Source organism: Mesorhizobium sp. LNJC394B00 (genome assembly GCF_000502555.1).
Taxonomy (GTDB): Bacteria; Pseudomonadota; Alphaproteobacteria; order Rhizobiales; family Rhizobiaceae; genus Mesorhizobium.
Genome location: NZ_AYWH01000012.1, coordinates 135,616 through 148,645, shown reverse-complemented (window position 1 = coordinate 148,645; position 13,030 = coordinate 135,616). Strand labels below are relative to the sequence as shown.

General features: G+C 60.3%; 6 protein-coding genes and 5 pseudogenes. 2 read left to right on the top strand and 9 right to left on the bottom strand.

The features are described 5' to 3' along the window. Nucleotides 1-1,367 precede the first annotated feature (1,367 nt). Entirely contained in the window at nucleotides 1,368-2,366 is a 999-nt protein-coding gene (locus X751_RS137730; protein ID WP_050592409.1) for an L-histidine N(alpha)-methyltransferase, read from the top strand. A 580-nt stretch (nucleotides 2,367-2,946) separates the two neighbouring features. After that, nucleotides 2,947-4,326 (top strand): MmgE/PrpD family protein, encoded by a 1,380-nt coding sequence (locus tag X751_RS137735; protein WP_023746094.1) that lies wholly within the window; start codon nucleotides 2,947-2,949, stop codon nucleotides 4,324-4,326. Nucleotides 4,327-4,367: 41 nt separating this feature from the next. Here X751_RS137735 and X751_RS1000000167215 read toward each other — a convergent pair whose 3' ends face one another. The 9 genes and pseudogenes from X751_RS1000000167215 to X751_RS137745 all read right to left on the bottom strand — a co-directional run bounded on the left by X751_RS1000000167215 (nucleotide 4,368) and on the right by X751_RS137745 (nucleotide 12,939). After that, a complete protein-coding gene (locus X751_RS1000000167215) occupies nucleotides 4,368-4,586 on the bottom strand; it encodes a Tn3 family transposase (RefSeq protein ID WP_280806727.1) in 219 nt (72 codons plus the stop codon). A 182-nt stretch (nucleotides 4,587-4,768) separates the two neighbouring features. Beyond that, nucleotides 4,769-5,303: pseudogene (locus X751_RS01000000164330) on the bottom strand (ATP-binding protein); the annotation flags it as partial. Nucleotides 5,304-5,318: 15 nt separating this feature from the next. After that, nucleotides 5,319-5,621, bottom strand: coding sequence for a hypothetical protein (locus X751_RS1000000167210; RefSeq protein ID WP_156936411.1), 303 nt, complete (start codon nucleotides 5,619-5,621; stop codon nucleotides 5,319-5,321). Beyond that, nucleotides 5,557-6,852 (bottom strand): IS21 family transposase, encoded by a 1,296-nt coding sequence (gene istA / locus X751_RS01000000164325; protein ID WP_198022470.1) that lies wholly within the window; start codon nucleotides 6,850-6,852, stop codon nucleotides 5,557-5,559. The genes X751_RS1000000167210 and istA overlap by 65 nt, the downstream gene beginning before the upstream one ends. Before the next feature lie 127 nt (nucleotides 6,853-6,979). Then, nucleotides 6,980-7,876, bottom strand: a pseudogene (locus tag X751_RS137740) (IS1380 family transposase); the annotation flags it as partial. Nucleotides 7,877-7,929: 53 nt separating this feature from the next. Then, a pseudogene (locus tag X751_RS1000000168185) lies at nucleotides 7,930-8,187 on the bottom strand (group II intron reverse transcriptase/maturase); the annotation flags it as partial. 121 nt (nucleotides 8,188-8,308) lie between these two features. After that, nucleotides 8,309-8,764, bottom strand: a pseudogene (locus X751_RS1000000168180) (reverse transcriptase domain-containing protein); the annotation flags it as partial. A gap of 960 nt (nucleotides 8,765-9,724) precedes the next feature. After that, nucleotides 9,725-11,033: pseudogene (locus X751_RS01000000164315) on the bottom strand (IS1380 family transposase). A gap of 427 nt (nucleotides 11,034-11,460) precedes the next feature. Next, complete coding sequence (locus X751_RS137745; protein WP_023746089.1) at nucleotides 11,461-12,939, bottom strand: NAD-dependent succinate-semialdehyde dehydrogenase; 1,479 nt, start codon at nucleotides 12,937-12,939, stop codon at nucleotides 11,461-11,463. Between the last annotated feature and the right edge of the window lie 91 nt (nucleotides 12,940-13,030).

Sequence of the window (13,030 nt, the reverse complement as noted above, 5' to 3'; positions counted from 1 at the left end):
CTTGACGCGGAGTGCAGCAGGCAACCAGGCCGAAAACAGTGTGTCGCGGATTCGACAAACACGACAGTAGGTGTCGGTTGCCGGCGTTTCTCAGCAATGGCGACGGACGGGACTGGTAGCAGATCATCTAGCGATCGGCGCTGACGACGGAGCAGGCCCCGCCGCTCCGACAGGCCCATCGTGGCATGCAGACGCTCGATGCCTTCGCGCTTGGCCGCGGGCCCTACCATCAAAAAGATGGTCCGCCTCGTCCTCTGGCGCCATCATAAGGTGATCAAATCAAATGGAGGTAGGATTATCTTAAATAGGAAAGCGCCGCGTCGGCCCCGGTCTACGGAATTGATATCGGCAAAAACGTTCCATGATGTTGGTCTGAAGGGATTTCCTCAATACGCAGCTTTTCGTCAGGCAGGCGCGGCCCGTACAGCTGACAAGCGAAGGCCGCCGTATCGTGCTATCTGGCTTACGCGAACTTCTGGCTTCGCCGCGGGAGTTCCACTCCATCCCGAGGTTACAGTCAGCGTCGTTACCGCCTACCACGGACTACCGCCCCTCACCAACGGCATCGACATCTCTATACGATTTGGAAACGGCGACTGGCCAGAATGTACCTCACACCTGCTGTTTTCCGAGGAGCTCGTGCCGGTCGCCAGCGCCTCGTACAACGAAAGCATCGACAGGATCAGGTCTTCTGAGGAGCTGTTGAAGCTAACCCTTCAGCCGAAGGTCGAGGCGGGCGACCACATTCGGTCGCCAAGCCCAGGTACGCCGGCGAACGAGCGCGGAGCGAGACCGTTCGCGATCGCTAGGCGCTGGCGCCCCCTCGACAGCAGCTCGTCCGGCTTCGGATCACCGACCACAGGCCACCGCATCTTCCTGTAGCCCGTCTGGAGCTCCCGGCCCCCCGCAACGCAGTGGGTTTCATGCTGGCCCTCGGGGGCCGAGCGACCCTTCGCGGTCGTCACGATGGCGCGCGACCAACGCCCAACCAGCCCTCGAACTGATTCAGTGCAATCGCGAGGTTGCCTGATCAGCAGATTATGGGCCGCCCATTCTTCCAACACTTCATGTAGGCAACCGACACCTCCTGTCGGGTCTGTGGGCTCCTCGACACAATGTTAACGGCTCGGCTCCCACTGCCCCCATTTAAGACATTGAACAACACTCAGAAAAAGACTTTCCAACGCTCTCTCGGCGAAATTGGCACGACTTTTGATGCTACCTTTTTATGAAACGGCAGGAGCTGCCAACGATATTCGCGCCGCTGGTGACAACGTCAATACGCATGCCGTCCCGTACGCATCCCTAGTACACCGTTATTGAATGGAGTTATCTCTATGGCTCGACATCGTCCCGGGACAACCGCAGTGGCTGCACGCAATAAATATGAGATCCTCGGCGCGGACGTACCCGAAGAAATGTTATTCAAGGGTGACCTATTGGTGGCGTCCTTATCGGAATCACCGCGCAGCGTGAACTCCATTTATTACTACGATGATGCAGGTTCCCGCCTATTTGAACGTCTCTGCCACGAGGAAACATATTACCTGTTCAGAACAGAAAAGGACATACTAGCCCAACATGCAACGTCCATAGCCGACATCACAGGTCCTATCTCCATCGTTGAGCTGGGATCTGGAAACGCCGAGAAAACGACTCAATTATTTGATGCATATGTGAAGCAGCACGGCCGCACTTTTTACGCTGCGATCGACATCAATCGCTCGATCTTGGAGAGGGCGGCTGAGAACATTTTCTCTGTGACAACCGATTTGGACTTCTTAGGTATTGTCGGGACCTACCAAACCGGACTCGCGCAAGTCGCCAATCTAATTGGACCAAAACTTTTAGTTTGCCTCGGCAGCACTATGGGGAACATGCACGATGACGAATTGCATGATCTGCTCCTATCGGCGCGATCGGGTTTGTCATCTGGCGACTATCTTTTGGTCGGGATGGATTTGGACAAAGAAACGAAAATCCTAGAGGCGGCCTACAATAACCAAACGGCTATTCTGACCAACTTGTGTGTCCTACAACATTTAAACTGGCGTTTCAATGGAGATTTTGATCCATTCCAGTTTCGACACGTGGCATTCCATAATAAATCTATGTATAGAATGGAGAGCCATCTGGAAGCAATGCAGGAACAAATAATCAATCTCAAAAATCTGAATTTCTCCTTTCATCTCGAGAAGGGAGAGATGATTAGGACGGAGATCATGCGGAAGGTCGAATTGTATGCCTTCCACAAGCTGCTTGGTATGTATAACTTCCGGCCGGTTCAGCATTGGACGGACTCAAGCCAGCAATATGCAGTTTCTCTGTGTCAACTCGGTGCAGAGCGGACAGAACTCGAATCATGACGTCCCTGGAGAAAATGCAATGAGAGAGGACATGAATCGGAAGCGCGGAGCTATTGTCGCTTCTACCCTGCAAGGTTCGTCGGAGCGAAGTGGAGTTATCTGATCGCCGAGACCGGTGACAAATACCTCAATTTTTTAGCTGGGGTGGGTCATTAAACTATGGACACAACGACCAAGTGACGCCCTACTTTCTGCCCCGAACGAGCGAATAGGGCCCGACGGGTTCTGGATCCACAGGATGATTCAGAAGGAAAATGTCGAATGGCACGTGGCGATTCCGCTTTGATCGCAACCTTTCGTCAGGCGCCGGACAAAGACGGGTCGAAATCAGGGCCGTGGCCTTGATCCGCGTGTTGTTCGTAAATCAGCGCTGAGGGTTGGCCGCAGGGAAAACCCCATTCGAAGATTGCCGCCGCATCGCAGGCCAGCGCAGGGCCTCATCGACCAGCGGATCCGGGCCGCCTTCTAACGGCATCGCAATTTGCCAAGTTATGCGGTGTCCATCTATTTAGGATGAGAGTGTCCCTGGAAAACCATCATCTTGGAAATTGGCCGCATCAGAGATTGTGCGAGGTTTAACATGATCACTTTTTCCGAATTTGCCGGTAGCCTGACCTACGATGCCATTCCTGAGGAGATCCGTGCCGTTCTCAGGCGCAGTTTTGCAGACACACTCGGCGTCGCGGTGGTGGGCGCGACCACAGAGATTTCGTCTATTGCCAGGAAGATCGCCGATCGCCTATGGCGCTCGTCGCCTGAAGTTGGCTCGGCCAGGATGATTTTCGACGGGCGCCCGGTCAGCCCCGCGGGGGCGGCCTTCGCCGGCGCCTTCACCGTCGACTCTATCGATGGCCACGACAACAACAGCCCTTGCAAGGGTCACGCCGGCTCGGCGGTGTTTCCTGCGCTGCTTGCCGTTGCCGATTCCCTCAGGGCCTCGGGCGCTGCAATTTCAGGCAGAGAATTCATGGTTGCGCTGGCCGTCGCCTATGAGGTTGCCTACCGCGCCGGCCTGACGCTTCACGGCACCGTCTCCGACTACCATACTTCAGGGGCGTGGACGGCAGTCGGCGTAGCTGCGGGTGTCTCCCGACTGCTGGGGCTCAGCCAGCAGCAGACGCGCCACGCCGCGGGCATTGCAGAATATCACGGGCCGCGCAGCCAAATGATGCGTTGCATCGATTTCCCAACCATGCTGCGTGATGGGGTCGGCTGGGGTGCGCCCTCAGGCGTCATGGCGGCCTATTTGGCCGAACTCGGCTTCACTGGCGCGCCGGCGATCACGGCTGAGGGGGCCAGCGCCGAGCCGTGGTGGCGTGATCTCGGAGATGCTTGGCGTGTTGCCGAAGATACCTCATACAAACCCTATCCTGTCTGTCGCTGGGCGCATCCATCGATCGATGCCGCGCTCGACCTGATGCGTGACAACAACCTTTCCAGTAAGGATGTCACGCGCGTCCGCATTCAGACGTTCCATTATGCCGTTCGGCTTGCCGGTCACAACCCGAAGACGCTGGACGAAATGAGCTATTCGATCGCGTTTCCGGTTGCGACGATGATCGTGCGTGGCAAAATAGGGCCGCAGGAGCTCTTGCCGGAGGTTCTGCAGGATGAAGAAATCCGGCGCATTTCCAAGGCCACGGAGCTTGTCGAAAACGAGCACTACACCCGCATCAGCGTCGGCAAGCGCTGGGCCGACGTGACGCTTTACCTAAACGACGGCCGAGAAATCATGTCGGAGCCGCGCACTCCGAAAGGCGATCGCGACGATCCCATGACCGCAGAAGAGTTCCACACCAAGTACGTCAATTTCACCACCGGTTTGATCGGCAAGGGCCGGGCCGACGAGATGGAGGCGATGGCGTTATCATTCGATAGATTGGAAAGTAAGGGGCTTAGCCGTCTGATTGGCGTGGTCGTCGCGCCGCTCGATCGCCATCCTCGCCACGGCAACCAATGAGGCTAATGTGCTGCCATCCGAGCGGGGCGATGCTTGACTACCTACGGCGGGGTGGCGATGCCATTGCGATTGAGGTCAGCGAATGCCGGTTCGAGATACAGGGTGTTCCAGTAAACGATGACGTTGATCAGCAGGTTCAGGCCTGAGGCGCGATGGAACTGCCTTTCGAATGTCCTGTCGCGAAGTTCGCACCACGGTATGAATTCCCACGCGCGATGGCGGCGAGGACGCCTAGCCTGGCTGCTGAGAGTGCGTGCAATTGCTGAATTTGCACTGCGGCGCTAGCCCGGATATCTCACACAGTCTTTGGGCGCGAGGCTGGCGGCAGCGATTTTGCCGGCGCTTGAGCTGCGGGCAATGGATGTCCGCCGCTTGGAGCGGTTGGTGTGGTTCGGCGCTGTTTCCTTGCTGTTGACGGGAAGAGTGGATGGGGCCGCTCAGGCCGCTCGGCGGCACTGAGAACCGACAGGCCCCAGTCGTCGAGGATGAGGAGCTGAACGCGCCCGAGCATCTTGAGCAGGCGGCCATAGCGCCCGTCGCCGCGCGCCAGCGCCAGCGCCTCGAACAGCCGCGGGACGCGATGGTAGAGCACCGAACGATTGTCGCGGCAGGCTTTGTGGCCGAGCGCGCAGGCAAGCCAGCTCTTGCCCAGGCCGGTTGCGCCTGTGACCAGCAAGTTCTCATGGCGGTCGATCCAGTCGCCGACGACGAGCCTGGCGAAGACGGCGCGGTCGATGCCGCGCGGGGTGCGCAAATCGACATCCTCCACGCATGCGCTCTGGCGCAGCGCGGCGAATTGAGCCGCGTCGTGAGCCGTTTGGTGTCGCGCTCGGCGCTTCGCGGTCGACAAGAAGACCGATGCGCTCCTCGAACGACAGGGCCTCGAGGTCCGGCGATCGTCGCTGTTCCTCGAAGGCTTTGGCCATTCCGGCCAAGCCGAGTGCGATCAGCCGTTCATGGGTGGGATGGGTGAGCATTGAGATCTCCATGGTTCAGTGGAAATAGCCCTGACCGCGGATGTTGCCGTGGCGCAGGGGTTGATGGTCGGGCGTCTCGTCGAGGAAAGCGCGATCAAGGCCGATCTTAAGAATCGAACGGATCGAGGCGACGGAGCGTGCCTTGATGAGGATGCCGCGTTGGCAGGCTGCATCGACGCGCGCGTTGCCGTAGCTCTTGGTCAGAGAAAGAATGCCGAGACAGGTGCGAAAGCCCTGTTCGGGATGCGGCCGGTCAGCGATGACAGCCTGGAAGAAGGCGGCGGTGGAAGGCCCGATCCTCTCGCCGGCCGCGATCAATCCTCCTGGCGTCCACTTGCCGTAGCGGCGATGCGCGCTCGGCATGTGATCGGCAACGGTCGTATGGCCGCGCCGGTTGGGTGCACGGGCGTGGCTGGCGATCCGCTGGCCTTTGTGGAAGATCTCGACGGCGTTGTCGGCGATGCGCACGTCGAGGAGTTCCCGGATCAGGCGGTAGGGCGTGGAATACCAGTGCCCGTCGACCTCGACGTGGTAGTCGGGCGACGCGGCAGCGCTTCCAGCGGGCGAACACGTAGGGCTGGTCCGGCAGTGCGCCCAGCTTCGGCCTGTCGATCTCGGCGAACAGCTCGGCACGGCTGGAGCCGAAGCCGCGCATCTGGCGGGCATTGAGTTCATCGACAAGCACGCGAATGGCGGCGTTGAGTTCCGCCAGGGAGAAGAAGCGCTGATTGCGCAGCCGCGCCAGGACCTGGGCAATTTGCACGGCAACCTCGACTTTGCCTTGTCCTTCGGCCGTCGCGGCCGCGCCGCGAGTACTGCGGTGCCGTAATGGCTCGCCATCTCGGCGTAGGTCCGGTTGAGACCGGGGTCGTAGGCGATCAGGGTTGGTGACGGGGGCCTTGAGATTGTCGCAGACCACGAACTTCGGCACGCCGCCCAGAAAAGCGAAGAGGTTCGTGTGCACGCCGATCCAGTCGGACAGGCTCTCGCTCGGGCACGCCTCGGCATAAGTGTAGTTCGAGGCGCCCATCGCCGCGACGAACAGCTTCATGGCGTGCGCTTCGCCGGTGATGGGATCGAAGATGTCGATGGGGTCGCCGGCGAAATCGACGAACACCTTCTCGCCGCCCAGGTGGGTCTGGCGCATCGTCGGGCGCGCGCGCTCTTTCCAGGCCTCGAAGGTCGTGCAAAACCACGTATAGCCAAACCCGTCGGGATTGGCGGCACGATACTCCTCCCACAGCAGGACCCGCGTCACGCCGCGGCGGCGCAACTCCTTCTCCACATAGCTCCAATCGGGCACCGGCCGGCGGAGGCTTTGCGACGCCGCCTTCGGCGCCGGGAAGAACAGCAGCTCAAGGCCCTCGTCATCAATCCCTTCAGGCAGCGGCCAGCTCAACCCGGCAAGACGGGCGCGCCGCAGATAACCATGGACGACGCCATTGCTCACCCGGAGCGTGCGCGCGATGACGCGCTCGGTCAGTCCTTGAACATGTCTTAGACGTAAAACTTCTCTGATCCGGCGCATCGACAATCTCTGGGTTCGCATCAGGCTTCCTCGTTTTGAACGAGGCATCCTGTAGACTGGCTGAGTTGTCGGCCGAAGCGTCCAGCACCTTCGAAAAGCTGCTCACGATCGTCTGAAATCGCTGCTCACGATCCCGCGAAATCGTTGCTCATGATCCCGTGAAATCCGTGCTCACTATGCGGTGAAATCCGTGCTCACGATCGTCTGAAATACGCAGGTTGGTCTCGCCTTGCGTCCACTCGGCCTTGGCCACGACCAGGCGCCGGCCGCTCCAGCTCTTGCGCGTGGTCCACAGGAAGTCCTTGAAGCGGCGGGCGGGCCGGCTGGTGAGGGCACTTTCTGCCTTGGCCGCCTCCAGTTCGGCCGCGATGTGGCGGACCAGCCGAACATTGCGGGCCAGACCGAACAGGTAGTCGACGGCGTTGGTTTCGCACCAGGCCATCAGCTCCTCGCGGGCGAAGCCGGAATCGGCGCGCAGCACGATGCGGACCTTGGGCCAGCGCTGACGCAGCTGGCACACGATGCGCTCGACCTCCTGAACCGCGCCGGCGGCCGCGTCGATGTTGGCGGGCCGCAGCTTGGCGCACAAAAGGTGATCGCCGCAGAAGATGTAGAGCGGCAGGTAGCAGTAGTTGCCGTAGTAGCCGTGGAAGAACCGCCCCTCCTGGTTGCCGTGCAGGGGATCGTCCGTGGCATCCAGATCCAGCACGATCTCTTCGGGCGGGGCGGCGTGCGCACCCATGAACAGCTCGACGAACAGCGCCTCGATCGCCACCGGATCGTGGCTGATCTTGTGATAGCGCGAAGGCTGCGGCCGGCTCAGCTCCAGCCGGTTGAGCGTCGACTTGCCGGCAACGGCCGCGCATTTCTTGTGACGGCGCGCCTTGAGCTTGCCGGCCAGCACCGGATCATGGCGCAACTCATCATGGTCGTTCAGATCTTCATAGCCAAGCGCGAGCGCGAAGATGCGCTGACCGACCAGCGTCTTCACCTCATGCTCGATCAGTGCCGGACGGCGGGCATCCACGAAGCAGCATCATAGGCGTGGTTGTCGACCGCCCGATAGGCCGGCAAACGTGTTCCGTAGCCGAAGTAGGTAGACCAGCCGCGCAGAAGTCTGTTCAGCTGGGTGCAGACCGCGGGCCACGGCTCTTTGTTGCCGGTCACCAGGAGATCGCCAATCTTCGTCTTGATCCTCTGCACGCTCTTCTTGGACGGGCTCGCGCCCAGGTACCAATGGCCGTCTTTCCGGAAACGGTGCGGGCCGAAACTGTAACCAAGGAATTCGAAGCTTTCCGTACGGGCGTCCTTCAGCGAGGTTTTCGCCTCGTTGAGCGTCAGCCCAAGTTTCGTCATCACCGAACGTGTCCACGCCAGCGCCTCTTCCGCGTGCCCGCGGCTGAGGATGACGAAGTCCGTCGGCATAGGAGATGACATGCGCACGGTACGCCTCGCCGCGTCCGGTGAGCCGCCAATGTTTCAGGAAGCGGTTCATGTAGATGACCGAGAGCAGCGGGCTTGCGACCCCACCTTGCGGCGTGCCGCGCGTACTGCTCTTGCCACCGCTCAAGCGCCGTTTCCCGTCACCGTCCCGCTCTTCGATCGGCGCTTTCAGCCACAGCTTGATCAGCCGCAGCACGTGCCGGTCGACAATGCGTCGGGCCACCGATTTAAGGAGGTCCGAATGCGGAATCGTGTCGAAGTATTTCGACAAATCAGCGTCTGCCACGTCAGTGTAGCCCCGGCAGATAAGCCGGTGCACTTCCTTGATGGCGTCGGTCCCACTGCGTCTGGGCCGATAGCCATAGGCACCATCCTCGAAGTCCGCCTCGAAGATCGGTTCCAGCACCAGCTTGGCGGCAGTCTGAACCACCCGATCCCGGATAGGCGGGATGCCGAGCGGGCGCTCGCCGCCCCCCGGCTTCGGGAGCATCACCCGTCGCACCGGCTGTGGCCGGTAGCTCTTCGAGACGAGTTCCTCGCGCAGGCCCCCCAGCCACGTCTCCACGCCCTCCGCCTCGATCTGCGCGAAGGTCACCCCGTCCACGCCCGGCGAACCCGCATTGGCGCGGGCCAGCGCATAGGCATGGCGCAGCATGTCCTTACGGCAGATCTTGTCGTAGAGCAGGTAGAAGCGGAAGGCAGGCTCCGCCTTCGCCTTACAATACAGCTTCCTCTGCAGGTTCCTGATCTTTTCGGGTGTTTCCAGGCTCATCGCCAATCACCCCCTCCTCACCAACTTCGAAAGCGCACCAGAAGTCAGGGCCCTTCCCTCCACCGGCATTACCCAGCTTCAGAAGTAGTATGACCCTGTCCGACTCCCGCCGGCACCGCCGCCCTTAAGGCCGCGTTGAGGCCGCTACCCTCATGCCAAACGGGTCTCCCCCGATTACCCGCATCACCCTTCCAACGTGCCGTGCCCACTACCCCGGCGGATCGAACGGGTGCACATGTCGATTGCTTCCCCGTTCACGCGGCCTTCCCCGAATCTCAGGCGGGTCGGCATCCGCATCATCACTTTCGAGTTCTGCTCAGGCTTTACTCGCATTACGGCCCATCGGATTACTCAACCGCCCAAGGCGGCCTTTGTCGCGAGGCTTCGACCCGGCCAGTTACCCGGCCGAACCGCTCGTCAGCTACCAGACTTATCGACTACTATCTGGGTGGAACCTTCCTCCACTGGTGATACGCGCCGTCAGGGCGCACTGAGATATTCGGGCTAGCCCGCTTCTCTCACCGTGCCGCGGCTCGAGCCGTATCTTGACTGGTGCGGGTCGGCGCTGCTCATCCTGCTTTTGAGGACGAGAGCGGCCTGCGCCGCGGAGAGCGGCGGTGCTGGGGCTTGTGCAATTTATCCTCTGTGGTTTGCGGGAAGGGTTCAGGTCCGACGGCATCAGCCGGCCGCGGCGCGTATTCGAGCGTGGGCCAGGGCAAATTCGTCCGCGTCTGGACAGGCTGAAGCCGTTGCGACCTTGATGCGACGCACCGAGACACGGACCTGCGCACCGATCTTCAGCAGCTTCAGCCTGATCGTGCCGCAGGTGGCGTTGGCGAGCCTGGTGTGGGCGAGGCCGAGGCGGCAAGGCGGAGATCAGGACGTAGGCAAACGAGGCGAACCAGAGCCGCAGCTGATTGGCACGCATGGTGTGAGCGCTGGTGCGGTCGGCGTAGAGGGCCCGTGCCGCCCAACGCTTTGGCTTGAGCGAGGTCACGATGAAGCGCGGATTGGCGCCCTGCGTCGTCCACTCGGCCTTGGCGACGACCCGCCGTCGGCGTGACCAACTGTCTTTCGTCGACCACATGAAGTCGCGGAACACGCGCGCGGCCTTGTCGCTTTTCCTGGATGCCAGGCGAGCTTCCTGCAAGGCGGGAGCGATCTTCTTTTCCAGCCGCTCGTTGCGGGCAAGGCCAAAGACATAGTCGACGCGGTTTGCCTCGCACCAGGCCATCAGCTCTTCCCGGGCAAAGCCGGAATCGGCGCGCAGGACAATGCGCACCCTGCGCCACTTCCCGCGGATCTGCCGCACGATCCGCTCGACCTCCTCGACCGCTCCCTTGCTGGCGTCGATGTTGGAACGCCTGAGCTTTGCCGCCAGCAGGTGCCGGCCGCAGAAGATGTAGAGCGGCAGGTAGCAGTAACAGTTGTGTAGTAGCCATGGAAGAACCGGCCTTCGTGGCGGCCGTGCAGCGGGTCATCGGTGGCGTCGAGGTCGAGCACGATCTCGCCCGGCGACGTGTCGTGGGCTTCCAGGAACAGATCGACGAACAGAGCTTCGATCGCCCGCATGTCATGCTTGTGGTAGCGCGTCGGCTCCCCGACCCGGCTGAGCTCCAGCCGGTTGAGCGTCGACTTGCCGGCAAGCACCGCGCAATCCTCCCGCTTCGGCGTCAGGCTTTCCGACACAAGGGCCAGCACGGGGTCGTGGCGCAGCGTGTCGTGGTCGTCGACGTCCTCATATCCCAGCGCGATCGCCGCGATGCGCTGTCCCACCAGCGTCTTTACGCTGGGCACCGTCGTCCGGATCGCGTCGGTCGATGAAACAGGCAGCCACCCGGCCGAACAGGCCGACGGTTTTGTCAACGTGGCGCACAAGCAAGGCGCCGGCATCTGAGGTGATCACTCCGCCGTCGAAACCGGCGACCACTTTGTGGCCGTCGAAGCATTCAAATTCGAGCTGATCGGAGATATAGTGTGTGTGCATCGGACCCCGTTCCTGAATCTGATAACTCTTTGTTACAACGCAGTTTCTCAGATTCTTGGGGCCGATGCACCCCTTACTTTGAGATATTCAGGCTAGTTCGGCGATCTCGGCGAATACCACATCCAGCCCATCGGCCATCTCGCCGAGGTGCAACCAGCGGATCCCGGGTGAATCGAGCAGCGCTGGTGGCGCCCAAGATGATCGATCCGCATTCGCCGAACCGCTTCCCCAGAGGCTCATCCGAGTCAGGCGAGTATTTGATGCGCTTCAGTGCTACATTGCCCGAGGTCCGCGGCACTCCGGCCTGCCCTGGCCCGGTGTCCTTCAACAGAAACGGCATTCCAGGGACCGAGCCGTCGCCGTCCGACCGCTGGAGGCCCGCCTCGCGGAGCGCCTGCTCGAAGCGCTCGTTCGGAGCCCATGCCGATCACACGCTCAGGCACAAATATTTCATCTCTGTATAGTCATCGATTCCGTATTTTGAACCTTCGCGGCCAAGTCCAGATTGCTTGATACCGCCAAAAGGCGCAACTTCCGTGGAGATCAGCCCAGTGTTGACCCCGACCATGCCGTATTCAAGAGCCTCCGCCACCCGGAAGATTTTCGAGACATCCCTGGAATAGAAGTACGAAGCCAGGCCAAACTCGGTGTTGTTCGCTATTTCAATGACGTGTTCCTCGGTTGAAAACTTGAACAACGGTGCGATAGGGCCGAACGTCTCTTCCCTGGAGAGGCGCATATCCCCTGTTGCCCCGGTCAAGATAGTGGGCTGAAAAAAGAGGCCGCCTTGGCTCGCAGGCTTGCCACCGGCCTCCACCGTAGCCCCCTTAGCGACCGCGTCTGTGACGTGCTCCTGTACCTTCTTCAGCGCATTCCGGTCGATCAGAGGGCCCGTCGTGACCCCTTCGGCAAAGCCGTCGCCGACTTTCATCTGGCGAACGCGCTTGGCAAGCTTGGCGGCAAAGGCATCATAGACGCCCTCCTGAATATAGAGCCGATTGGCGCAGACGCAGGTTTGCCCGGCATTGCGGTATTTGGAAATCATTGCGCCGTCGACGGCAGCGTCGAGATCTGCGTCATCGAAGACAATGAAGGGCGCGTTACCCCCAAGTTCGAGGCCGAGCTTTAAGATCTGTTCTGCGCCTTGCCGCATCAGCTTTTTTCCGATATTGGTCGAGCCTGTGAACGTGAGCTTCCGGATTTTCTCATTTCCGCAGAATTCCTGACCGACCATCGCCGCATCGGTCGTGGTGAGCACAGAAAAAAGACCGGATGGCAGACCGGCGCGTTCGGCAAGGAGAGCCAGAGCGAGCGCGGATAGGGGGGTCTGAGCCGCAGGTTTTGACACGATGCTGCAGCCGGCAGCGATTGCCGGGGCCATTTTGCGGGCAAGCATCGCATTCGGAAAGTTCCACGGCGTGATGGCCCCAACAACTCCGATGGGCTGCTTGATCACGATAATTCGCTTGTCCGGCTGATGACCTGGAATGGTGTCGCCGTAAACTCGCTTTGCTTCCTCACCGAACCACTCGACATAGGATGCACCATAAAGAATCTCTCCCCTCGCCTCTGGCCATGGTTTTCCCATCTCCAAAGTGAGGATGGTGGCAAGATCATCGACATTCGAGAGTAAGAGGTCGTAAAGCTTTCGCAGGATTGCGCCGCGCTCCTTGCCCGTCTTCTTTGCCCAGTTTTTTTGGGCGACATATGCAGCGTCAATGGCCAACCTGACCTCCACTTCGCCGAGATCTGGAAGGGTTGCGAGGACTTCGCCGGTTGAGGGATTGGTGACTTCGAACGTGAGGCCCTTTGAACCTGCCGCCATCCACCTAGTCCCTACAAGAGCTTTGTCCGTCACTAACGACTTGTCTTTCAACTTAGCCAGAACTGTTTCAGAAAGTCCCATTGGTTTCTCCGTACCGGTACAATTCCAAGAGCCGCTGTATCTAAGATAACACTTAGTCGCTCTATTGACTGGGGTTGTTCAAGGATTGGGC